General features: G+C 70.0%; 20 protein-coding genes. 10 read left to right on the top strand and 10 right to left on the bottom strand.

Going from position 1 to position 23,101, the window contains the following annotated elements; genetic code table 11:
• Positions 1 to 43: 43 nt before the first annotated feature.
• Positions 44 to 1,585, bottom strand: a complete 1,542-nt coding sequence (locus AB0M08_RS35920; RefSeq protein ID WP_364503467.1) for an MFS transporter — start codon at positions 1,583 to 1,585, stop codon at positions 44 to 46.
• Between the two features lie 95 nt (positions 1,586 to 1,680).
• Between AB0M08_RS35920 and AB0M08_RS35915 the strand changes: the two genes are divergently transcribed.
• The 4 genes from AB0M08_RS35915 to AB0M08_RS35900 all read left to right on the top strand — a co-directional run bounded on the left by AB0M08_RS35915 (position 1,681) and on the right by AB0M08_RS35900 (position 6,088).
• Positions 1,681 to 2,334: a TetR/AcrR family transcriptional regulator gene (locus AB0M08_RS35915; RefSeq protein ID WP_364503465.1), complete on the top strand. Its 654-nt coding sequence runs from the start codon at positions 1,681 to 1,683 to the stop codon at positions 2,332 to 2,334.
• A gap of 132 nt (positions 2,335 to 2,466) precedes the next feature.
• Positions 2,467 to 3,594, top strand: a complete 1,128-nt coding sequence (locus tag AB0M08_RS35910) for a VOC family protein (protein ID WP_364503463.1) — start codon at positions 2,467 to 2,469, stop codon at positions 3,592 to 3,594.
• Positions 3,591 to 4,538 carry a fumarylacetoacetate hydrolase family protein gene (locus AB0M08_RS35905; RefSeq protein ID WP_364503460.1) on the top strand — a complete coding sequence of 316 codons (948 nt, stop codon included), beginning with the start codon at positions 3,591 to 3,593 and terminating at the stop codon, positions 4,536 to 4,538. Before AB0M08_RS35910 ends, AB0M08_RS35905 begins: the two co-directional genes overlap by 4 nt.
• Positions 4,538 to 6,088, top strand: a complete 1,551-nt coding sequence (locus AB0M08_RS35900; RefSeq protein ID WP_364503457.1) for a bifunctional 3-(3-hydroxy-phenyl)propionate/3-hydroxycinnamic acid hydroxylase — start codon at positions 4,538 to 4,540, stop codon at positions 6,086 to 6,088. The genes AB0M08_RS35905 and AB0M08_RS35900 overlap by 1 nt, the downstream gene beginning before the upstream one ends.
• Positions 6,089 to 6,160: 72 nt before the next feature.
• Here the strand turns inward: AB0M08_RS35900 and AB0M08_RS35895 are convergent, their stop codons facing one another.
• The 5 genes from AB0M08_RS35895 to AB0M08_RS35875 all read right to left on the bottom strand — a co-directional run bounded on the left by AB0M08_RS35895 (position 6,161) and on the right by AB0M08_RS35875 (position 12,866).
• On the bottom strand, positions 6,161 to 7,162 hold the full coding sequence (locus tag AB0M08_RS35895; protein ID WP_364503454.1) for a LacI family DNA-binding transcriptional regulator: 1,002 nt from the start codon (positions 7,160 to 7,162) through the stop codon (positions 6,161 to 6,163).
• 63 nt (positions 7,163 to 7,225) lie between these two features.
• Positions 7,226 to 9,802 (bottom strand): glycoside hydrolase family 78 protein, encoded by a 2,577-nt coding sequence (locus tag AB0M08_RS35890; protein ID WP_364503451.1) that lies wholly within the window; start codon positions 9,800 to 9,802, stop codon positions 7,226 to 7,228.
• An 11-nt stretch (positions 9,803 to 9,813) separates the two neighbouring features.
• On the bottom strand, positions 9,814 to 10,602 hold the full coding sequence (locus AB0M08_RS35885) for a carbohydrate ABC transporter permease (protein WP_364503448.1): 789 nt from the start codon (positions 10,600 to 10,602) through the stop codon (positions 9,814 to 9,816).
• 36 nt (positions 10,603 to 10,638) lie between these two features.
• Positions 10,639 to 11,511, bottom strand: coding sequence for a sugar ABC transporter permease (locus AB0M08_RS35880; RefSeq protein ID WP_364503445.1), 873 nt, complete (start codon positions 11,509 to 11,511; stop codon positions 10,639 to 10,641).
• Positions 11,512 to 11,582: 71 nt separating this feature from the next.
• Positions 11,583 to 12,866: an extracellular solute-binding protein gene (locus tag AB0M08_RS35875; RefSeq protein ID WP_364503442.1), complete on the bottom strand. Its 1,284-nt coding sequence runs from the start codon at positions 12,864 to 12,866 to the stop codon at positions 11,583 to 11,585.
• A 255-nt stretch (positions 12,867 to 13,121) separates the two neighbouring features.
• On the opposite strand from AB0M08_RS35875, the gene AB0M08_RS35870 reads away from it, so the two are divergent.
• The 3 genes from AB0M08_RS35870 (at position 13,122) to AB0M08_RS35860 (ending at position 16,703) form a co-directional block, all read left to right on the top strand.
• Positions 13,122 to 14,129, top strand: coding sequence for a LacI family DNA-binding transcriptional regulator (locus AB0M08_RS35870; protein WP_364503439.1), 1,008 nt, complete (start codon positions 13,122 to 13,124; stop codon positions 14,127 to 14,129).
• A 167-nt stretch (positions 14,130 to 14,296) separates the two neighbouring features.
• On the top strand, positions 14,297 to 15,226 hold the full coding sequence (locus AB0M08_RS35865; protein ID WP_364503436.1) for an NADP-dependent oxidoreductase: 930 nt from the start codon (positions 14,297 to 14,299) through the stop codon (positions 15,224 to 15,226).
• A 16-nt stretch (positions 15,227 to 15,242) separates the two neighbouring features.
• Positions 15,243 to 16,703 (top strand): MFS transporter, encoded by a 1,461-nt coding sequence (locus AB0M08_RS35860; RefSeq protein WP_364503434.1) that lies wholly within the window; start codon positions 15,243 to 15,245, stop codon positions 16,701 to 16,703.
• A 76-nt stretch (positions 16,704 to 16,779) separates the two neighbouring features.
• Here the strand turns inward: AB0M08_RS35860 and AB0M08_RS35855 are convergent, their stop codons facing one another.
• Complete coding sequence (locus AB0M08_RS35855; protein WP_364503431.1) at positions 16,780 to 17,394, bottom strand: TetR/AcrR family transcriptional regulator; 615 nt, start codon at positions 17,392 to 17,394, stop codon at positions 16,780 to 16,782.
• A 221-nt stretch (positions 17,395 to 17,615) separates the two neighbouring features.
• On the opposite strand from AB0M08_RS35855, the gene AB0M08_RS35850 reads away from it, so the two are divergent.
• Positions 17,616 to 18,779 carry an MFS transporter gene (locus AB0M08_RS35850; RefSeq protein ID WP_364503428.1) on the top strand — a complete coding sequence of 388 codons (1,164 nt, stop codon included), beginning with the start codon at positions 17,616 to 17,618 and terminating at the stop codon, positions 18,777 to 18,779.
• A gap of 23 nt (positions 18,780 to 18,802) precedes the next feature.
• Positions 18,803 to 20,590 carry a glycoside hydrolase family 3 N-terminal domain-containing protein gene (locus AB0M08_RS35845; RefSeq protein WP_364503425.1) on the top strand — a complete coding sequence of 596 codons (1,788 nt, stop codon included), beginning with the start codon at positions 18,803 to 18,805 and terminating at the stop codon, positions 20,588 to 20,590.
• 123 nt (positions 20,591 to 20,713) lie between these two features.
• Here AB0M08_RS35845 and AB0M08_RS35840 read toward each other — a convergent pair whose 3' ends face one another.
• Positions 20,714 to 21,256 carry a hypothetical protein gene (locus AB0M08_RS35840; protein WP_364503423.1) on the bottom strand — a complete coding sequence of 181 codons (543 nt, stop codon included), beginning with the start codon at positions 21,254 to 21,256 and terminating at the stop codon, positions 20,714 to 20,716.
• A complete protein-coding gene (locus AB0M08_RS35835) occupies positions 21,249 to 21,650 on the bottom strand; it encodes a hypothetical protein (RefSeq protein ID WP_364503420.1) in 402 nt (133 codons plus the stop codon). Before AB0M08_RS35835 ends, AB0M08_RS35840 begins: the two co-directional genes overlap by 8 nt.
• Positions 21,651 to 22,110: 460 nt before the next feature.
• Here AB0M08_RS35835 and AB0M08_RS35830 point away from each other — a divergent pair, with 460 nt between their 5' ends.
• Positions 22,111 to 22,578 carry an NUDIX domain-containing protein gene (locus AB0M08_RS35830; RefSeq protein WP_364503417.1) on the top strand — a complete coding sequence of 156 codons (468 nt, stop codon included), beginning with the start codon at positions 22,111 to 22,113 and terminating at the stop codon, positions 22,576 to 22,578.
• A gap of 34 nt (positions 22,579 to 22,612) precedes the next feature.
• On the opposite strand, the gene AB0M08_RS35825 is transcribed toward AB0M08_RS35830, so the two are convergent.
• Positions 22,613 to 22,945: a hypothetical protein gene (locus tag AB0M08_RS35825; RefSeq protein ID WP_364503414.1), complete on the bottom strand. Its 333-nt coding sequence runs from the start codon at positions 22,943 to 22,945 to the stop codon at positions 22,613 to 22,615.
• Positions 22,946 to 23,101: the final 156 nt, after the last annotated feature.

Below are 23,101 nucleotides of genomic sequence, written 5' to 3'. Positions count from 1 at the left end.
CAGCACGGGGCCGGATCGGCGGTGAAGTTCTCTCTGTCGCAGCTCACGGCGACCGGCGTCGAGTTCCGGCCGGCGGGGCGGGGGCCTCATCGCGATCGATGGCCGTGCCGGGTGCCCGGACCAGGACGATGACGGCGGCGACGGTGAGAACCGTGGCGACGACGATCAGCGAGGCTGACAGGCCGTCCATGAAGGCCTTCTCGACGGCGGCTGTGATGGTGTCGGCGAGGGCTCCGGCCTGCTGCGCGACGACGAGTCCCGCGGCGGCGGACTCCTTGATCGTGTCGACGGCGGTGGTGGGCAGCGCGCCGGGGAGGTCGTTCAGGGAGTCGCGGTAGTGGCTGCCGTAGACCGAGCCCATGAGGGCGATGCCGATGGCGGAGCCGACTTCGCGGGTGGTGTCGTTCATCGCGGAGGCGACGCCCTGCTTGTCCCGGGAGAGCGAGCTGACGATGGCGTCGGTGCCGGTGGTGCTGGTCAGGCCCATGCCGAGACCGGCGAGGATGAGGCCGGCGAGGAAGGGCAGGTAGCCGGACGCGGTGTCGAGGCGGGAGATCCAGGCCATGCCCGCGGCGAGCAGGAGCAGTCCGGTTGTCATGACGGCGCGCGGCCCGAACCGGGGGACCAGCCGGGTGGTGATCTGCGAGGTCGGCAGGACGACGGCGGCGACCGGGATCAGGGCGACGGCGCTGTGCAGGGGGCTGTAGCCGAGGATGAGCTGGAGGTATTGCAGGCCGACGAAGAAGAAGCCGAAGACGGCCATGAACTGCACGACGACGGTGAGGCTTCCGGTGGTGAAGCCGCGCAGGGTGAACAGGCGTGGGTCCAGCAGCGGGTTCGGGTTGCGCAGGCTGAGGGCGACGTAGGCGATGAGGCCGGCCACGAAGAGTGCCAGGGCGATCAGGACGGGGGTGTCGGTCCAGCCGGTCTCGTTGCCCTCGATGATCGCGTACACCAGTGAGCCGACGGCCACGCACGTGGTGAGAGCGCCGGCGATGTCGAAGCGCCCGTGGTGTTCCTCCTCCCGGGTGTCGGGTGCCAGGAACGCGGCGAGTCCTCCGGCGATCACCGCCGCGAGAGCGGTGACCCAGAAGATGGACTCCCAGCCCCACCTCTCCAGCAGCGCGCCCGCGATGAGCATGCCCAGGATCGAGCCGGCGGCCGCGAATCCCGACCAGGTCGCCACGGCTTTACCACGCTTGTCGGCGGGGACGACGGCCGTGATGGTCGACAGGGTGCCCGGCATGATCATGGCGGCGCCGACGCCCATCAGCACCCGCCATCCGATCAGCGCGCCGGCCGCGTCGGTCAGTGCGGCGGCGGCTGACGCCAGGGCGAAGACCGCGGTGCCGATGACCAGCACGTTGCGGCGTCCGTAGCGGTCACCGAGCGCGCCGATCGGCAGGACGAGGGCGGCCAGGGCGACGGTGTAGCCGTCGGCGATCCAGGTCAGCTCGCCGTTCGAGGCGTTGAGGCCGACCGCGAGATCCGGGAGCCCGAGGTTGAGCGCGGACACCGAGGCGACCACGAGCACCAGGGCGAAACACATCGAGATCAGCACGCCGCGGGTGCCGTGTCTTGTCATGCCACCTGTATCGGACGCGCACCGCGCCGGTTGAGAACAAGCGAGCGGAACCGATTGTTTGATCGGTTACGGTCGGTTGCTTGTACTATCCGTGTGTGGGAGTGGGGACAGAGCCTGCGGGCGCGACACCGGGGCGCGCGGACCGGCGTAAGGCGCGAACCCGGGCGGCGCTGGTCCGGGCCGCCCAGGGCTTTCTCGCCGAGGGGCGCGTGGGCGTCAGCATCCGGGACATCACGGATGCCGCCGACGTCGGGTTCGGCACGTTCTACGGTCACTTCGAGACCAAGGAGCAGCTCCTGGAGGAGGCCGCCGGCGTGGCTCTCGACGGCTACGCCGCGATGTTGGCGACCCTCGCCGAGGGGCTGACGGATCCGGCGGAGGTCTTCGCGGTCAGTTTCCGGATGGCCGGGCGCCTGCAGCGCCGTCACCCCGAGTTGGTCCGCGTCATCCTGAACAGCGGCACCGCCATCCTGCTCAGCGACAGCGGGATGGCGCGCCGCGCCCGCGCCGACATCGCCGCCGCGCAGGCGGCGGGCCGGTTCGACGGCGGCGACCCGGACGTCGCCTTCATGGTCGCCGGCGGCGCCATGCTCGGCGTGATGCAGATGCTCGACGCCGACCCCGGGCTCGACGCGGGCGCCGTCGCCGACCAGTTCGCCGTCCGGGTCCTGCGCATGCTCGGGATCCCCGTCGACGAGGCGGCGGCCCTCTGCGCCACCACTCCACCCGAGGTCCCGGAACTTCCCTGACCGGTTCGCCCGCGCGGTCCGGCGTCTCGTCATGGGCAGTAAACCGATCACTTGATCGGAACCGATCGTCATGTTGACGAAACCTCCTCGCAAACCGATACTTTGATCGGAAACGTTGAAGGGATCGGTTCTATGGAGACGACTCCGAAGACCCCGCACGAGGACCTGCACAGTGAGCAGGGCGCCCAGCGCGGCGACCGCCCGGACCGGGCATCCCAGCCGGTCATCAAGGTCGAGGATCTGGCCTGGCTGGAGTTCGAGAAACCCGATCTGGACGCGGCCGAGCGGTTCGCTCACGACTTCGGGTTCGCCACCGCCTTCCGGACCGGCGACGAACTGCACCTGCGCGGCACGCTGCCCGGATCCCAGTGCCTGATCATCCGCAAGGGGCCGACGTCGCGGTTCGTGGCGCCCGCGTTCCGCGCCGCCGACCGGGCCGACCTGGACCGGCTGGCGCGGGCGAGCGGCGGCACCGTTCGGGACCGGCGTGACGCCGGCGGCGGTGCGGTGCTGGAACTGCACGACCCGTCCGGGATGCCGGTGCGCGTGGTGACCGGCGTCGAGCGGTTGCCGCCGCTGCCACGGCAGGAGCCGCTGGTGCTGAACTTCGGCCGGGTGCTGCGGACGAACGCGGCGCAGCGGCCGCCCCGGGCGCCTTCTCGCATCGAACGGCTCGGGCACGTGGTGCTGGAGACGCCGCGATTCGCCACGACCCTGGACTGGTACCAGCGGAACCTGGGGCTGATCGTCAGCGACTTCCTGTACTTCCCCGGCCAGCGAGAGCGGGGCCCGACCATGGCGTTCATCCGCTGCGACCGAGGCGGCACCCCCGCCGATCACCACACCCTGGCCATGCACCTGGGCCCGTCGCGGCAGTACGTGCACTCGGCCTACCAGGTCGCCGACCTCGACGCCGTCGCCACCGGCGGGGAGTACCTCAAGGACCGCGGCTACCGGCGGGCCTGGGGCATCGGCCGGCACATCCAGGGCAGCCAGATCTTCGACTACTGGCGCGACCCGGACAGCGTGATGGTCGAGCACTTCGCCGACGGCGACATGTTCGACGACACCGTCGAGGCCGGCTGGGCCCCGATGAGCGCGAGCGGCCTGGCCCAGTGGGGACCGTCGGTCACCCGTGACTTCCTCGGCGCCACGCCGTCCGCGCACCTGATCCGGGACGTCGTCACCGCGCTGCGCGCCGACGACAACGAGTTCGACGTCCGGCGCCTGATCGGCCTCCTGAAAGCGGCTTCCGCATGAGCGTCAACCTGATCCGCTACGAATCCGGCGACGGCGCCCGCTGGGGTGTGCTCCGCGGTGACCTGGTGCTGCCACTTCCCGCCGCGTACGTGAGCACCGCCGACGTGCTGGCCGACCGGGCCGAGGCCGCCCGGACCCTGCTGGCCGACGCGGACGCCCCCGGACTCCCGCGGGACGGGCTGCGGCTGCTGCCGCCGGTGCCGGACGCCCGGATCCTCTGCCAGGGAGCGAACTACCGCTCCCACATGATCGAGTCCGGGATGAACCCGGACCGGGCGTTCAACATGCTGTTCACCAAGTCCACCGCCTCCCTGACCGGTCCCGAGGGCGAGATCGTCCGGCCCGGCCACGTGCGGCTGCTCGACTACGAGGTCGAGCTCGGCATCGTGCTCGGCGCCCCGATCACCGGCCCGGTCACCGTGACCGACGACGACCTGGACACCTACGTCGGGGCGTTCGTGCTGGCCGACGACGTCAGCGCCCGCGACGTCCAGCTGCCGCAGGGGCAGTGGTACAAGGGTAAGAGCTACCCGACGTTCTGCCCGGCCGGACCGTACCTGTGCGTGCCCGGCCCGGGCGAGGTCCACCGGTGGCGGGAGCTGCGGCTGACCCTGTCGGTCAACGGCACGCTCCGGCAGGACAGCCTCGCCGGTGACATGGTCTTCGGGCCGGCGGCCACGCTGACCGAGCTCTCCGGTCTGGAGCGGCTCGACGTCGGGGACCTGATCCTGACCGGCACGCCCGGTGGCTGCGCGCTGCGACCGCCCGGCGCCGCGGCCCAGCGCCTCGCCGGCCTGCTGCCGGAGGAGAAGCGGTGGGAGCTGTTCGTCACGACCCAGTCCCGTAGCAGCGCCTACCTCCGGCCCGGCGACCTGGTGGAGGCGTCCATCCGGACCGCTGACGGCAGCCTGGATCTGGGCGTCCAGCGGCACCGGGTGCGCTGATGGAACACGTACCCGCGCTCGTGATAGGCGCCGGCCCGACCGGAGCCACGGCGGCGATCATGCTGGCTCAGCGGGGCATCGCCTGCCTGGTCCTCGACCGCTGGCCGGAGGTCTACCCCCTACCGCGCGCGGTCCACTTCGACGATGAGGTGTTCCGTACCCTGGCCGGGTTGGGCATCGAGGACCGGCTCCGGACGATCTCCCGGCCCGCACCGGGAATGCAATTGGTCGACAGCCGGCTCCGGGTCCTGGCCGAGTTCACCCGCGACCCGGTCGGCCTGCTCAACGGCTACCCGCAGGCCAACATGTTCGACCAGCCGGACCTCGAACGACTGCTGCGCGACCGGCTGGCCGAGCTCACCGGCGTCCGGGTGCGCGGCGGCGTCGAGGTGTACGCCGTCGATCAGCTGCCCGGCGGTCCCGGCCCGGTCCGGGTCCGCTACCGCGACCTGGCCACCGGAACCGAGCACGAGGTGTGGGCCGACGCGGTCCTCGGCTGCGACGGCGCCAACAGCCTCACCCGGACCGGCATCGGCGCCGGCCTGTACGACCTGGGGTTCGTCCAGCAGTGGCTGGTCGTGGACGTGCACAGCCCGCAGCCGCTGAACAACTACGCGGGCGTGCAGCAGGTCTGCGACCACGACCGGGCCGCCACGTTCATGATGGTCACCCCCGGCCGCTACCGGTGGGAGTTCCGGCTGCGCCCGGGCGAGCGGGCCGACGACGTCACCGAGGCGCAGATCCTCGACCTGGTCCGGCCCTGGCTCGGCCCGGCGGACGCGGCGACCCTGACGATCCTGCGCCGCACCTGGTACACCTTCCGCGGCGCGGTCGCCGACCGGTGGCAGGATCGCCGGGTCTTCCTGCTCGGCGACGCCGCGCACCTCACCCCACCCTTCATCGGCCAGGGCATGGGCGCCGGCATCCGCGACGCCGCGAACCTGACCTGGAAACTCGCGCTCGTCCTGACCGGCCGCGCCGGCGACCGGCTCCTGGACACCTACGAATCCGAGCGTCTCCCGTACGCCCGCCGGATGATCCGGATGGCCGTGCTGGTCGGGTGGGTCATGACCGGGGGCAGCGCCCGTACCGCCCGCCTGCGGCGAGCGGCGCTGGCCACCGTCAGCCGCCTGCCCGGCGTGGACCGGCGGGTCGTGGCCTCGGCCTGGCCCGCGTACCGCGAGGGTCCGCTGGTCGCGGCCCGCGATCGCGCGGCCGGACGGCTCTGCCCACAGCCGCGCCTCGCCGGCGAACTGCTCGACCGGCGGCTGGGCACCGGATTCGCGATCATCGCCAGGGGCCCCGGCCTGCCCGTCTACGAACCGGCGACGCGCGCCTGGTTCGACGCGCTGGACCTGACCGTCCTCGACGCCGCCGCCGATCCCAGCGGCACCCTCGCCCGTCTGCTCGACCAGCACGCCGCGGACGCCCTGCTGATCCGGCCCGACCGCATCATCGCGGCCAGCGGCGACCGCCCGGACCTGCGGGTCTGGCAACGCATGCTGCAAGCCGCGGGCATCGATGCCCTCAGCGAGAGACAGCGCGCATGAGCATCACCACGGCGACCTCATCGACGCCGTCTGCAGACTCTGCAGGACGCCTGGGATCCGCAGGGCGGTGAATCAACCTGGTCGGCGGACCGTCGACTCGCGGATGACCAGCTCGGGGCGGAAAACGACGTCCTGATGCGGCTGGTGGGGGTCGGTCATCTCGGCCAGCAGCAGCCGGACCGCGGCCTCGCCGAGTTCGGCGGCGGGTTGGTGGACGCTGGTCAGTTCCACCGCGGCGGCCGCACTGGCCAGGTCGGTGTCGTCGAAGCCGACCACCGCCAGGTCCTCGGGGATGCGCAGGCCCTGGTGGGTGACGGCCTGGACCAGGCCGGTGGCGATCAGGTCGTTGGCGCAGAAGACGGCGGTGGGGCGGTCGGTGGGGGAGAGCTCGGCGATCCGGGCGCCGATCGTCAGGCCGTCGGCGATCCGGTCGGCCCGGGTGCCCATCCAGGTGAGGGTGGCGCCGGCCGCCGACGCGGTGCGGGAGGCGCCCTGGTAGCGCTCGTCGTGGCGCCAGCCGGCGAAGGCCAGCCGGCGGTGGCCGTTGTCGAGCAGGTGGCGGGCGGCGAGCTCGCCGCCGAGCAGGTCGTCGCTGCGGACGGCGCTGCGGCGGCGGCCGGGGACCTCGCGGGCCAGGACGACGACCGGGGTGCCGCGCTCCTCGATGGTGGTCAGCAGCGGGTCGTCGACGTCGTTCGGGGTGATGATCAGGCCGTCGAGGCGGCGTTCGGCGAGGCGGCGCAGCAGGCGGTCCTCGCGTTCGTGGCGGCCGAGGCCGGTGGTGAAGAGGGCCACGTCGGCGCCGGCCGCGGTGGCCGTGCGCTCGGCGCCGCCCGCGACGTCGGCGAAGAACGGGTTGCCGAAGTCGAGGACGACCAGTCCGATCGTGCGGGTCCGGCCGACCCGCAGGGCGCGGGCGGCGGCGTTCGGGACGTAGCCGGTCTCGGCCATCGCCGCCAGGACCCGCTCGCGGGTGCCGGCGTTGACCAGGTGCGGCCGGTTGAGCGTGTTGCTCACCGTGCCGTCGGAGACCCCGGCCACGCGAGCCACGTCCCGGATCGTCGCGCGCGCCACCAGCCGTCCCCACAATCTGATCGGCCACCCTCGTGGCGGCTCCGGTCAAGGTTACGGGAGCTTTCAGAAGTGCTCGCGGGGCGGCAATGGCTGAATCGGATCATCGTCGGCCGCCCGGTGCGGCGCGGTGAACCGGTGGGATCCGCTGCCGACGGTCACCGCGGGCCGGTCCGGCAGCTCGACGATGGCCGTGCAGCCCGGGGGCACCTCGACCGTCACCTCCAGCGTCGCGCCGGTGCGCTGCCAGGCGACGGTGATCGGGCCGTAGGGGGAGAGGTGCCGGGCCGAGGCGTGGGTGAGGCCGCCGCCGGGGCGCGGGCGGACCGCGATGGTGCGGTAGCCCGGTTCGGCGGGGGCGAGCCCGGCGACCGTGCGGTGCAGCCAGTCGGCGACGGCGCCGAGCGCGTAGTGGTTGAAGGAGGTCATCTCGCCCGGGTTGATCGTGCCGTCGGGCAGCATCGCGTCCCAGCGCTCCCAGATCGTGGTGGCGCCCATGGTGACCGGATACAGCCAGGACGGGCAGCCGGTGGCGAGCAGCAGCCGGTACGCCTCCTCCAGGTGACCGGTCTCGGTCAGCGCGTCCAGGACCAGGGGAGTGCCGGCGAACCCGGTGCCGATCCGGAACTCGGCCTCCCGGACCAGCTGGGCCAGGCGGGCACCGGCGTGGTCGCGCTGCGCGGTGGTGAGCAGGTCGAAGCGGATGGCCAGGGCGTAGGCGGTCTGGGTGTCCGAGACGCACCGGCCGGTCGCGGTGACGAACTCGCGGCGGAACCCGGCGGTCACCCGGTCGGCGAGGGCGTCGTGCGGCGCCGGGTCCGTGCCGAGCACGCGCGCCTGCCGGGCGAGCAGCCGGGCCGAGTGGGCCAGATAGGCGGTGGCGACCAGGTACGGGTCGGTGAGTGCCTGCTGCGGGCGGTCCGGCGGTGCGGCCGGGTCGAGCCAGTCGCCGAGCTGGAGACCGGAAGCGATCACATCGCGGTCGTTCAGCAGGCGGCGGCAGCCGTCCACCCAGCGCTGGGCGGTGGCGTATCCGGCGGCGACCGGGGCGGCGTCGCCGGAGCGGTCGAGCAGCACCAGCGGGACCACCGTGGTCACGTCGCCCCAGACCGCGCAGTGGAACTGGGGGAACGAGGTCGCGATGTGCGGCACGTAGAGCGGGACCAGGCCGTCCTCGCCGGTCTCGGCGGCGACGTCGGCGAGCCAGTCGCCGATCCCGGCCGTCGTGTCGTAGAGGAAGGCCGCGGTCGGGGCGAAGACCTGCAGGTCACCGGTCCAGCCGAGGCGTTCGTCGCGCTGCGGGCAGTCGGTCGGCACGGAGACGAAGTTGCCGCGCATGCTCCACCGCACGTTCTCGTGCAGCCGTTCCAGCAGCGGATCCGAGCAGGCGAAGCTCCCGATCTCCGGCATGTCGTCGTGCACCACGACCGCGACCACGTCGTCCGGGCCGATCTCGTCGTCCGGCCAGCCGGTCACCTCGGCGTACCGGAAACCGTGATAGGTGAACCGCGGCTCCCAGGTCTCCACGCCGGTCCCGGCCGTCACGTAGACGTCGTGCGCGTCGGCGGTGCGGATCGGCCGCAGGCACAGACGTCCGTTCTCGATCACCTCGGCGTGTCGCAGGCCGATCGCTGTCCCGGCCGGCCCGTCGACCGTGATCCGCAGCCGCCCGGCCAGGTTCTGTCCGAAATCGAGCAGATGGGTGCGCTCGTCGACGCGCGTCACGCTGCGCGGCCGCAGCGTCTCCGTGCGCCGCACCGGTGGTCCGGCCGCGGCGGTCAGCTCACCCTTCGCGGCCTTCTTCTCGCGTACGGCCTCCCAGCCGGACACCACGATCCGCGCGTCGTGGTGCTCCCCGTCGTAGATGCCCGACCGCACGATCGGCCCGTGCGCCCACACCCACTCGCCGTCGGTGACGACCCGCTCCATCGTGCCGTCGGCGTAGTGCAGTTCGAGCTGAACGAGCAGCGCGGTGTCCTCGCCGTAGCGTTCGCCGACCCGGTTCCAGCCGTACTCGCCGCGCCACCAGCCGTCGGCGAGCCACCCGGTGATCGTGTTCTCGCCGGGGTGCAGCAGGTCGGTGACGTCGTGGGTCCGGTAGTGCAGGCGGTGGTGGTAGCTGGTCCAGCCGGGGGCGAGCACCTCGTCGCCGACCCGGTGCCCGTTGATCTCCAGCTCGTAGAGGCCCAGCGCGGTGGCGTAGACGCGTGCTCTGCGCAGCTCCGGCCGTACCGTAAAAAGGCGCTGAAGCAGAATCGGCCGGCGGTCACCGACGGTGGAGTCGGCGGAGCCGACGAAGCCCGCCACCCACGCGGCCGGCTCCAGAAGCCCGGCCTCGACCCGCGTGGTGTCGCTCCAGGCCGAGGGCGCGGCGGCATCGGCGGCCCAGACCCGGACCCGGACGTCGGCCTGCTCACGTGAGGTGAGCGGGGGAGCGGGCCAGGGGACCAGAACGGACTGCTCCGAGTCGATCCGGCCGCTGGTCCACTGACCGATCCGGATCTCGTAGGCGGCCTGCCGCCAGTCCGGCTGATCGGTCGCGACCCACCAGGAGAGTCGCGGGGTGGGCTCGCCGATGCCGAGCGGACGGGTGTGGTGTTCGATGCGGGGCGCGGAGACGTGCGCCGCGTCCTGAGGTGTCACGGACAACGCTGTCAGCCCTTCACGGCGCCGGCGGCCAGGCCGCGCATGACCCGCTGGTTGAGGAAGATGTAGATGATCAGAATCAGCAGCACGTTGAGACAGATCGCGGCGAAGGTCGGGCCGTACTCGACGGTGCCGAACTGGCCGGTGAAGTTGAGCAGGCCGACCTGGACGGTGCGCAGGCTGTCGTCGGTGGTGAAGGTCAGCGCGATCAGCAGGTCGTTCCAGAGGAAGAAGAACTGCACGAGCGCGATGGTGAGCACCGAGTTGCGCATCATCGGGAAGCCGATCGAGACGAACGAGCGGACGATGCTCGCGCCGTCCATGGTCGCCGCCTCGAAGACCTCGCGCGGCACCGCCCGGAAGTAGGTCGCCATCATGAAGACGGTCAGCGGCAGGCCGGTCGCGGTGTAGGTGATGATCAGCGGCCACAGCGTCCCGGTGAGCTGGAGCTTGAAGTAGACGGTGAAGAGCGGCAGCAGGATCATCTGCCCGGGGATCATGATCCCGGCGAGGAAGAGCAGGAGCGTGGCCTTGCGGCCCTTCCAGACGAGGACCTCCAGGGCGAAGCCGGCCGCGGTGCCGAGCACGATGATCAGCGCCAGCGACGGCAGCACGGTGATCAGCGAGTTCTGCAGGTAGGTGGCGACCGACGTCCACGCCTGGGTGTAGTTGTCGAGGTTGGCGAAGCTCTCCGGCAGCGCGGTGGTGGAGCCGTTGAGGAACTCGTCCTGGGTCTTGAAGGAGCCGAGGAAGAGCCAGACGAGGGGGTAGACCACGATGATCAGCAGGGGCGCCATGGCGGCACTTCTCAGGACATTCTTCATTCTGTACGCCTAATCCCTGCCGGTAGCGCGGAAGACGGCGACGGTGACCAGCAGGCAGAGGACGGTCAGCGTGAGCGCGATCGTCGAGCCGTATCCGTAGTCGCCGTACGCGAACGAGGTCTGGTACATGTAGAGCGTCAGCGGGGTGGTGGCGCTGCCCGGCCCGCCGCCGGTGAGGGCGTAGATCGAGTCGAACGCCTTGAGCGTGCCGTTGATGCTGAAGACCAGCGAGGAGACCAGCACCGGCAGCGAGAGCGGCACGATGATGCTGCGGATCAGCCGCCAGGTGCCGGCGCCGTCGATCGCCGCGGCCTCCAGCATGTCGTCCGGGATGTCGAGCAGGCCGGCGTAGAGCAGCACCGCGTAGAAGCCCATCGAGCGCCAGACGTCCATCAGCGCGACCACCACGAACGCGTGGCCGGGGGTGGCGAACCAGTCGACGCCGGTGCCGCCGAACGCCTCGATCGCGGCGTTGACCGGGCCGGTCTGCGGGGCGTACTCGAAGAACTTCTGGAAGAGCAGCGCCACCGCGACGGTGGGCAGCACCACCGGGAAGAAGACCAGGGTACGGACGACGCTGCCGGCCCGGCGCAGGAAGAAGACGTAGAGCAGCGCGAGCAGGTAGCCGACCAGGACCTGGCCGAACGTGATGACCAGGGCGTACTTGACGGTGAACCAGAGCGCGGGCGGCAGCGCCGGGTCGTCGAGCAGCTTGCCGAAGTTGGCGGTGCCGGCCCAGGTGAAGCCGGTGATGACGCTGCCGGTGAAGAACGTGTAGCCCAGCGACCACAGCATCGGCACCAGCATGATCAGGGAATAGACCAGCAATGCGGGTCCGAGGAGCAGGGCGACCGATTTCCGGTCGCCTAATACGCTGTGCACGCCGTTTACACGTCCTTTCCTTTGTCCATTCATGGCGGCGGCCCTTTTCCGGACCGCCGCCATTCCTTTGTTCAGCCGAGGTTGGCGGTGACCGTCTGCATGAACTTCTCGCCGGTGAGCTGTCCGCCGGCGAGCAGGCCGCCGTTGCTCTGGCTGACCGTGGTGGCCTTGGCGGAGAAGTACGCCTCGAACCAGAGGACGCTGGTCTGCACACCGGCGATCTCGGTCTGGATCTGCTGGGTCAGCGCCGGGACCTCGATGCCGGCGTCGGTGGCGAAGCCGGTGATCTGGCTGGAGTCGCGCAGCGCCACGGTGCCGTAGTTCGCGACGATGCACTTCACCCAGGCCTGCGTCTTGGCGTCGTTCTCGTAGCCCTTCCTGCTGATGGCGACCGCGGTGCCGACGTTGGCCGGCATCTGGTCGGCGGTGCCGGCACCGCCCGCGACGGTGGGGAACTTCAGGAAGCCGATGTTGTCGGCGCCGACCTTGTTCTTGGTGTCGTCGTTGAAGTCCGAGAGCGCCCAGGAACCCATGTAGATGAAGGCGGCCTTGCCGGTCTCGAAGGTGTTGAGCGCGGTGGCGTAGTCGATCGAGGTGGGCGACTTGCCGAAGTAGCCCTTCGCGCCGAGGTCGGCGATGGCGTCGGCGGCGGCCACGTACGGCGCGTCGGTGAGCTTGGCGGAGCCGTCGGCGACCTTCTTCAGCGCGTCCGGGCCCTGCGAGCGCAGCAGGTAGTTGCCGACCCAGCGGGTCACACCCCAGCCGTCGCCACCCTTGCCGGCCTGCGAGATCGGCTGCACCCCGGCGGCCTGGAGCTTCGCGAACGCGGCGACGAGCTCCTCCCACGTGGTGGGCACGGCGATGCCGTTGTCGGCGAGGAGCTTCTTGTTGTACCAGATGCCCTCGATGTTCAGCTCGGTCGGCAGGACGAGCTGCTTGTCGTCGTAGAGGCTCTTGATCACCGAGGTGGCGGCGGGCTGCACACCGGTGGAGACGCTCGCGGCGTCGAGCACCGCACCGCTGTCGGAGAGCTGCTTGGTCAGCGACGGCGCGTTCGCCGCCGTGAAGAGCTGGGGCAGCGCGCCCTGGCCGGCGAGGAGCTGGAGCTGCTGGTCGAGGCTGGCCTGGGCCTGCTTCTTGATCTCCAAGGGCTGGGCGGCGTTCTCGGTCTTGCACTCGTTCTGGCTCAGCGTGGTGAGCGTCTCGGCGATGGTGGTGTTCTCGTTGATCTGCAGGAACGAGAAGCTCTTCGCGGAGCCGCCGCTCGTGCTGTCGCCGCCGCCACCGCAGGCCGCGGTGGACATGACGATGACGGCGGCGCCGGTCGCGGCGGCCTTCCGGAACAGGGATGCCACAGGTCCTCCTGGATGACTGCGGTGAGTTGTTTTTTGAAGCGTCTAAAGACTCAGTCCGGAGCCCCTGGCCGTCAAGAACGTCGCAGCAGTACGTTCCGGTGATCCACATGAAACACCGGGTTTACCTGGGAGGAAGCCGGTTATAACGATTCAGCAACCGACTCGCGCCGGTCCTTGCGCATCCCCCGACCAGCGGGGCCTGAAATGGACCCCTGTGGTCTTTTCTTTTGAAGCGTCTGGCGTACCCTCTGCGGCATGGCAAGGATCGAGGACGTGGCCGCGCGGGCCGGTGTCTCCGCCGGGACCGTCAGCAACGTGCTGAACCGTCCGCAGGCGGTGTCGCCCAAGACCCTGGAACGGGTGCGCGCGGCCATCGCCGAGCTCGGCTACCTGCCGAACGAGTCGGCCCGCGCGCTGGTCGCCGGCCGGACCCGGACGGTCGGGCTGATCGTGCCGGACGTGACCAACCCGTTCTTCGCCGACCTCGCCAACGGCGCCGAGGAGGTCGCCGACACCCACGACGTGATCGTGATGCTCTACAACAGCGCCGAGTCCACCGACCGTGAGCTGCGCTATCTCGGCCAGCTGGAGACGCAGCGGGTCCAGGGCGTGCTGGTCACCCCGGTCGACCTCGGCGGCGGCAACGTGCTGGCGCTCATCGAGCGGGGCACCCCGGTGGTGCTGCTCGACCGCGGCACCGGCCTGCGCGACCTCTGCTCGGTCGCGGTCGACGACCGGGCCGGTGGCCGGCTCGCCGCCACCCACCTGGTCGAGCACGGCCACCGCCGGGTGGCCTTCATCGGCGGTCCCCTCGCGGTGCCGCAGGTGCGCGAACGCCTCGACGGCGCCCGCGAGATGGTCGACGCGGCCGGCGGGATCCTCGAGGTGATCGAGGTGCCCGGTCTCACGGTCGGCGCCGGCCGGTCGGTGGCCGCCGCCCTCGCCGAACGGCCGCCGGGGGAACGGCCCACCGCGGTGCTCTGCGCCAACGATCTGATCGCGCTCGGGGTGCTGCAGGCGGCCACCCGGGCCGGGCTGCGGGTGCCGGGCGACCTGGCGATCGTCGGCTACGACGACATCGAGTTCGCGGCGGCCGCGGCGGTCCCGCTCACCTCGGTCCGCCAGCCCCGCCACCAGCTCGGCCGGGTCGCCGCGGACCTGCTCTTCGAGGAGATCAACGACGGCAAGCGGCACAGCCACCGGCAGGTCGTCTTCCAGCCCGAACTCGTGGTCCGCGCCTCCACCGGCGTCCAAAGGGGGTGATTAATCCGCTCCACTGATTCACCGCGCCCGGTATCGGCATCTTCATCGGGACACCCCGGTGCCCGCCACCGGCGCCGGGAACGTCTCCACCACCGCCCACAAGGCGATCGCCCGGACCGTCGTCAGGCCGGACCGGTCGTAGCGGTTGACGCAGAAGGGGCGAACCCATGAAGGCAGTGCGTTTCCACCAGTACGGCGCCAGCGACGTCCTGATCCACGAGGACGTCGACACTCCGACGCCCGGCCCCGGCCAGGTTCTGATCAAGGTCGCGGCGACGTCATTCAACCCAGCCGACGCGGCGATCCGTGCCGGATATCTCCAGGCATTCCTGCCCTTGGGGCTGCCACACATCCCCGGTGTCGACGTTGCCGGCACCGTCGCCGGTCTCGGCCCGGATGTCACCGGCTGGGCCGAAGGTGACGCGGTGGTGGGGTTCCTTCCGCTGACCGGGCAGGGCGCCGCCGCCGAGTACGTCCTCGCACCGGCCGCGATCCTGGCGGCCGCCCCGATGAAGGCTGACCTGGTGGATGCGGCCGCGCTGCCCGGCGCCGGCCTGACCGCGTGGCAGGCGGTGTTCGAGCACGCCGGGCTGACCTCCGGGCAGAGCATTCTGATCAACGGCGCCGGAGGTGCCGTCGGCACGTTCGCGGTGCAGCTCGCCTACCGGGCCGGCGCAGAGGTCACCGCTACCGCCGGTCCGCGCAGCGCCGCCCGCCTCAAGGGGCACGGTGCTGCCCGGCTCATCGACTACACCACGGCACCGGTCGTCCAGGCCGCCGGGCGCCGGTACGACGCCGTCCTCAACCTGGTCCCCAACGCCGCCGAGGAAGCCGCCGCCCTGGCCGGCCTGGTAGCCGACGGTGGGGTCTTCGTCAGTGCCACCACGCCCGCACCGGACAACCCGGGGCGCGGCGTGCGCACCGTCCGGATGGCCGTGTCCAGTGACGCCGCCCAGCTCGCCGAACTGGTCTCCCGGGTGGACGCCGGTGACCTGCGCATCGACGTCGCCGACCGGCGGCCCCTCGCCGACCTGGCGGAGGTACACCGCCTCGCCGACCTGGGCCGTCTCGACGGCAAGACCGTCATCACCCTCTGACGAAACGGATCCCGCCGTGACCACTCTCGACACGAAACCGGCCGCGGACACCCGCCGCTGGTGGATCCTGGCCATGATCGGCCTGGCTCAGCTGATGGTCGTGCTCGACGCCACCATCGTGAACATCGCGCTGCCCTCCGCGCAGGCCGATCTGGGCTTCTCCAACGGCGACCGGCAGTGGATCGTCACCGCCTACTCCCTCGCGTTCGGTGCGCTGCTGCCGCTGGGCGGCAGGGTCGGTGACCTGATCGGCCGCAAACGCACCCTGCTGATCGGCCTGATCGGTTTCGCCCTCGCATCAGCGGTCGGCGGCGCCGCGCAGAGCTTCGGCATGCTGGTCACCGCCCGTGCCGTGCAGGGCGTGTTCGGCGCGCTACTCGCCCCCACCGTGCTGTCCCTGCTGACCACCACGTTCAGCGACGCCAAGGAACGCGGCAAGGCGTTCGGCATCTACGGCGCGATCGCCGGTGCCGGCGGCGCGATCGGCCTGCTGCTCGGCGGCGCCCTCACCGAATACCTCGACTGGCGCTGGTGCCTGTACGTCAACATCGCCATCGCCGTGATGGCCACCATCGGCATCGCCACACTGGTGCGCGACGAGCAGACCAGCGGCCCGAAGTTCCGTCTGGACATTCCCGGCACGCTGACCGTCTCGGCCGGGCTGTTCAGCGTCGTCTACGGCTTCGGCAACGCCGAATCCCACGACTGGAGCGACGTCGCGGTGTGGGGCTGGCTGGCCGCCGCCGTCGTCCTGCTCACTGTCTTCTTCCTGATCCAGGCACGGGTGGCGCAGCCGCTGCTGCCACTGCGGATCCTGCGGGACCGGACCCGGGGCGGTTCGCTGCTGGCGATCCTGATGATCGGCATCGGAATGTTCGCGATCTTCCTGTTCCTCACCTACTTCATGCAACAGAACCTGGGCTTCTCACCGATCCGGACCGGGGTGGCGTTCCTGCCGATGATCGGTTGCCTCGCGGTGACCGCCGGGGTGACCACCACGGTGATCCTGCCCCGCACCGGCCCCCGGCCGATCGTGCCCGTTGGCTTCCTGATCGCCGCCGGGGCCATGCTCTGGCTCACCCGCCTGGAGCCCGGCACCGGGTACGCCTCCGGGGTGCTCGGCCCGCTGATGCTCGTCGGCTTCGGCGTCGGCCTGGCGATGGCCCCGTCGATGAACGCCGGCACCGCCGGTGTCCTGCCCGCCGACGCCGGCATCGCCTCCGCGATGGTCAACACCGCGCAGCAGGTCGGCGGGTCGATCGGCACCGCGGTGCTGAGCACCATCGCCGCCAACGCCATCAGCGACGAACTGGCCGGCAAGACACCCACCGCCGAACTCGCCACGGCGGCCACCATCCACGGCTACACCACCACGTTCGCCTGGGTCGCCTGCTTCATGCTCGCAGGCTCAGCGATCAGCGCCCTGCTACTGCGCTCCGGCCGGCTGGCCGCCGGCACCGAGGCCGCTCACATGTGAGACGCCCGGCAACGCTCGAAGCCTGTCGCTGGATGGGCCGCCTGCCCGGCGGTCGTCTCCGCGGCAGGCTTCGTTGTCAGTCGGGGCTGACCTGCAGCAGTTGCAGGAGTGCGGTGAGTCCTTCGCGGATGCTGACGGCCGTGTCCAGGGACCATTGGATCTGCAGGCCGTCGGAAGCGGCGAGAACCAGTGAAGCGATCACGTGCGGGTCGATGTCCGCCCGGATCCGTCCGGCCTGCTGGTCGGCCGCGATGCGAGTCGCGAAATCCTCACGGGCTGCGGCGAATCGGTCGGTGAAGAACTCGCGCGCGGTTTCGTTCCCCGCCTCCGTGGAACTGGCGGCCATCGAGCTGTAGAGCGCGACCAGCCCGGGGACCTGGGTGTTGGCCTCGCCCGCAGCCGGGATGTGGGCGAGCGAGGTGGGGTCGTCATCGCGCAGCACCTGGCGGCGCATCTGTTCGTCGCGTTCGCGCAGAACCTCCAGCAACAGGGCGTCACGCGACGGGAAGTAATGCTTGAGCGCGGCGTGGGATACCCCGATGGCCTCACCGATGGCGGACATCGAGGTCCGGGAGAAGCCGCGCTCGGCGTAGACCTCAAGGGTGCGCTCGAGGATCTCCTTACGCCGCTCGATCCCCTTGGTGTAGGGCCCGCGGGCGGCTCCCGGCTGCGTAGTCGACACCCTGCTCATCTTAGGCACCACCGTCGAAGCGGCCATTGCGTGTTGCGGGCAAGAAACATCGACGTGAAAACCTCGGCTCCGATATTTTCATGTTACGGTCCTCCACCAGGTGAAAGAGCTCCATCTCAAGGAGTCCATCCGTGGATCTAGTGACCCAAGGCCAGCCATCGGCGGAACCCGCCGCTGACCCGTCGAATGCCCGATATGTTTACTTCGCCCTGCCTGTCGCGATGCTCGGGCTGGCAGTGGCGCTGCTGCCCCCGCTTCTGGTGGGGCTAACCCTCAAACTCAACGACCTCGATCCCGACGCGGTCGGCGGCAACCTGAGCATCGTGCTGGGCGTCGGCGCGTTCTTCGCCTTCGCGGCCAACCCGATCGCGGGACGCCTCTCCGACCGTACGACCAGCCGGTTCGGCATGCGTAAGCCCTGGATCCTGGTCGGGACACTCGGCGGATACGCCGGCATCGTGGTCATCGCCGTCGCGCCGAACCTTGCGATGGTCGTCGTGGGCTGGGCGTGCGCGCAGATCGCGTTCAACTTCGCCATCGCCGGGCTGATCGCGATGCTGCCCGATCAGGTCCCCACCCGCATCCGGGGCAAGGTGGCGTCCGCTGTCGGGCTCGGCCAGAACCTCGCCGGCGTGGCCGCGACCTATCTCGTCGCCCTGTTCCCGGGCTCGATGCAGAAGGCCCTGTTACCCAGTCTCATCGGCATGGTCGTGCTCTTCGCCGCAGTCCTGCCGATCCGCGACCGCCGGCGCACCGAAGCACCCGCCGAGGCGTTCAGCCTCAAGACGCTCTTCGGTTCCTTCGTCTTCGACCCGCGCAAGCACCCGGACCTCGGCTGGGCCTGGCTCACCCGTCTGCTGCTCGTGACCACGCAGATCACCGCCATCAACTACCTCTCGGTCTACCTGCTCACCGACTTCGGGGTCAACGCCGACGACCTCGGCGACAAGGTCTTCGAGGCGACGCTCTGGAACGCCGCCGGCATCGTCGTCTTCACCACCGCGCTCGGCCTTCTCAGCGACCGGCTCGGCCGGCGCAAACCGTTCGTCGTGCTCGCGGCGATGATCGCCGTCGCCGGCCTGTCCACGATCGCGTTCGCACCGACCTTCACCGTCATCCTGGTCGGCGAATTCGTCATGGGCGCCGGGATGGGTTCCTTCCTTGCGGTGGAGCTCGCCCTCATCACCGAGGTGCTGCCCAACGCCGAGGACGCCGGCAAGGACCTGGGGGTCATCAACATCGCCCAAGCACTGCCGCAATCAGTGGTCCCCGCGGTCGCTCCCGGCCTGATCGCCGCACTCGGCTACGCCGGGTTCTTCCTCACCGGCGCCGGTGCCGGAGTCCTCGGCGCCCTTGCCATCACCCGTGTCAAGAGCGTCAAGTAACCACATCGTCAGGAGTCTCGATCATGACCACCGAACCGATCCACCCCTATCAGGACGCCGGCCGTGACGTCGACCAGCGGGTGGAAGACCTCCTCGGCCGCCTGCCACTGGAGTCGAAGGTCGCGCTGATGTTCCAGACCGTGGCACCAGTGGGTGACATCCACGCCGCCGACCCGCTGTTGAACCTCCCGCCCGCCTACGACCTCCTGAACCTCGGGATCACCCACCTCAACCTGATGGGCTCCGCGCCGGACGGCCGCGGATTCGCTCAATGGTCGAACAGCCTGCAGAAGATCGCGCTCGCCCGCCCGTACGCGATCCCGATCTCGTTCTCCACCGATCCGCGCCACCACTTCGGTGACAACCCGCTGACCCAGATGTTCTCCGGCAGCTTCTCGCAATGGCCCGAGACGCTCGGCCTCGCCGCCCTGCGATCCGAGGACCTCGTGCGGCGGTTCGCCGACATCGCCCGGCAGGAGTATCTGGCGGTCGGCATCCGGGTGTCCCTACATCCGCAGGTCGATCTCAGCACCGAATCACGCTGGTCACGGATCAACACGACCTTCGGCGAGGACGCCGACCTCACCTCGCGGCTCGTCGCCGCCTACATCCGCGGTTTCCAAGGGGACGCCCTCGGCCCCGCATCGGTGTCCACCATGACCAAGCACTTCCCCGGCGGCGGACCCCAGCTCGACGGCAACGACCCCCACTTCCCCTGGGGCCGCGAACAGGTCTACCCGGGCGACAACTTCGAGTACCACCTCAAGCCGTTCCGCGCCGCCCTGGCCGCCGGCGCCCGCCAGATCATGCCCTACTACGGCATGCCCGTCGGTACCCCGCACGAGGAGGTCGGCTTCAGTTTCAACAGATCCGTCATCACCGGCATCCTGCGCGACCAACTCGGCTTCGACGGCATCGTCTGCACCGACTGGTGCATCGTCTCCGACAACCCCGCCCTCGGTGAAGAGGACTGGCGGGCCCGCGCGTGGGGCGTCGAGCACCTGACCCGTGACGAACGGCTCATCAAGGTCCTGGACGCCGGCGTCGATCAGTTCGGCGGCGAACACTGCGTCGACGCCCTCGTCGACCTGGTCAAGCGGGGCGCCGTCACCGAGGAGCGTATCGACCGGTCCGCCCGGCGGCTGCTGCGCGAGAAGTTCCTGCTCGGCCTCTTCGACGACCCGTACGTGGACGAGGACCACGCCGCCGTCACCATCGGTCACGCCGACTTCATGGCCGAGGGACGACGCGCCCAGCAGGCCTCGGTCACCCTGTTGACGAACGGACAGGCCGGCGACGGCCCCACGCTGCCGCTGACCCGGGGCCTTCGCGTGTACACGGAAGGACTCAGCGACGACGCCCTCGACGGTTACGCCGAACGGGTCAGCGATCCGGCCGACGCCGACGTGGCGATCCTGCGGCTCACCGCCCCGTTCGAACCCTCGCCGCGCCCCGGGATGGCCCAGTTCTTCCATCACGGATCGCTGGAGTTCCCGGCCGGACAACGCGAGCACATTCTGGACGTCTGCCGCACCACACCCACCGTCGTGGACGTCTACCTGGACCGGCCCGCGGTGCTGGGTCAGATCGCCGCGCAGGCGTCCGCGCTCCTGGTCAATTTCGGCATCGTCGAGCCCGCGCTGGTCGAACTGCTCTTCGGCGCCGCCGCCCCGCAGGGCCGACTGCCGTTCGACCTACCACGATCGGACGCGGCGGTCGCGGCCAGCCGCACCGACGTGCCGTTCGACACCGCCGACCCGCAGTTCCGCTTCGGCGCCGGGCTGGACTTCCCCACGACCGGCACCGCATAGCCAGACACTCGACGTGCGACCGCCTGGTCCCGGGCACGCCCGGACCAGGCGGTACCCCGCGGGTTCTCAGTGCCGACCGTGCAGGAGGTCGGCAACGTGCCGCGCCGTGTGCCGACTGCCCGGCTAACGTTCTCGCCACTCCTGATCGGCTGGCTCGAAAAGTAGGCCGTTGTCGTCGCGATGGTTGTAAACCGCCAGATATCCGGCATCGAACGTGAAAGCGAGCGCAACGGGCTGATCCCCGAACCCGGTGGTGACCGGCTCAAGGACCCGAGCATGGCGAAGTTGCTGCCGGGTAAGCGTCTGGAGTTCTGGCAGCGCATCGGGGCGCCATGCGAATCCGAAATCGCTGCTGATCGGTCGGCCAGGGTCGATGCTGTTGAAGGTGATCGACACGTCGTCGGTCTTGTAGTGGTTGATCTCAACTTGCTCGGGGCCGAAGTCGAGGAGGACCGGCCAGTCGGGCACCCACCGGTCGCCGTCGGGATCCCAGGCCAGCCAGACATGTCGCAGCGTGCGGCCGGCGAGCTGGTCAAGGCGTTGACCGTGTTGGGCGACCACGGCATCACGGCCTTGGAGCCAATGGGGCCGGTAGCCGGCGATGCCGAAATCGAACACGTGATCGTCCTGCCGTCCGCTGTCTGCTCCGCTGGAGGCGTCAGTCATCGTCGCCACCAGTATGGGCGGCGACCCATTGCGCCTGGGTCGGCAGATTCCCCTCCAGCAGCCGGTGCGAGATAGCCGACTTTGCTTCTGCGTCCAGGGTTTCCGGCAACCGCTCGAACGACGGTGGCCAGACATCCAGCAGGGAGAAGACCTCTTGATCATCCGAAAGCTTCAGGAGCAGAGCGCAACGCCAGTGTGGCGTGAACTCAGGCCGCCGTCCGGCCTTGTGAACGACCATCGGGTGCAGATAGTGGGTCGCTGACGGTGCCGCGTTCGTGGCCAGCCATCCGGCTCCGTGGTGGCGGTTGAAACCGCGTGCCCGTGCCTCGTCGTCCAGGCGTAGTAGCTCGGTGGTTTCGATCGCCTTGACGGTGCGCGGAACGGTTGAGGACATCCGGCGAGCCTTCCATGACCAGCACAAGGCTGATGCCGCCGATGGCGAGCAGGCGGTTCCGGCCGCGCATGAAGATCGATTTTCACGGCGGCATTGTGCACCCGACCTGCAGACCGTCCAACATCGACCCGAACCTTTGGTCTGGACACCCGTGTCCGGTCTCGGTGATCGTGTCATCTGGTCACGTGGGTGAACTGGGCTGCGACAGGTAGATGGAGACGGAGCCCTGCTGGCTCGGGACTGGGCCTGTTATCGACGGGTTTCGTCGTCCTCGATGTCTCAACGATCATGTCCGTGGTGCGCTCTCTGGCCAGCGGTTTGACATGTGGTCTGAGACAGAGTGGCGGGTTTTCTCGCTGAAGGTTGCACTTTCCGTGGTGGCTGCCGGGGCGGTGTTGCCGGATGAGGCGGGTCGGGGTCGTCGTCGCCTGGTCGGTAGGGTCAGCCGGGAGGTGCGCGGATGAGTTTCCGGCTGGCGGCGTATGCCGTGTGCGTTGAGGATGGGCGGGTGCTGCTGGCCCGTTATGTTCCGCCGACGGGAGATACCCATTGGACCCTTCCCGGCGGGAGGGTTGAGCCGGCGGAGGATCCGTTCGATGCGGTGATCCGGGAGGTCGCCGAGGAGACGGGCTGCGAGGCAGTGGTCGAGCGCCTCTTGGGCGTGGACTCGAGGGTGATTCCCGCTGCCGAGGCGCGGTCGGGCATTGAGCACCAGAATGTCGGCGTCTTTTACCAGGTTCGGATTACTGGAGGTGTTCTGCGGCCTGAGCCGAACGGCGAGACTGCCGAGTCGGTCTGGACGTCGATACCGGATGTCGCCGGTCTGTGCCGCTCGTCGCTGGTTGACGTCGGTCTTGCCTTGGCGCGGACGCTTCCGGCAACCGGTCACATCGCTCCGGTGGCGGTCGGCGGCCTGGTTCAGCACTGAGTTGCTGTCCGAGAACGCCAGCGAGGACGGCGGGTCATTGCTGTCCGAGAAGGCGCTGGGCTTCGCTGTGCGGCATGGGGAAGGTTCGCCAGTGAGGTGACGCGAGTAGCCCAGCGAGGAGGATCGTTTCCGGGTATGTGGCCAGCTCGATGCGGTATTGGCTGGGTCGATAGGGGTCGGTGGCGGGGTCGGACCGCAGTTGGTCGAGGCGCTGCGACCAGCGCCGTTGGAGATGGGGTTGGTCGTCGGCGTCGAGCCAGTCGCGGATGAGGTTCCAGGCGTGAGTGAGGGCCGTGTTCAGGGTCGCGTCGTCGTGCCGGCGGCGAAGCCGCCGGTGCCGCCGGTTGGCGGTGCAGATCTCGGTCAAGTCCCCGGAAGTGGTGTAACGGCTGATCTTTCGAGTTGTGCTGGTTAGAAGGGCTGTTCGTCGGGTTGGACGGTGACGGGCTCACCGGTTTCGGGTCGCCATTGGTCGATGTCGTCGGGCCAGGGTGTGGGCCGGCCGTTGTCGTTGAAGGAGCCG

Source organism: Actinoplanes sp. NPDC051851, from assembly GCF_040681165.1.
Lineage (GTDB): Bacteria > Actinomycetota > Actinomycetes > Mycobacteriales > Micromonosporaceae > Actinoplanes.
This window is presented reverse-complemented; position numbering and strand designations above follow the sequence as displayed.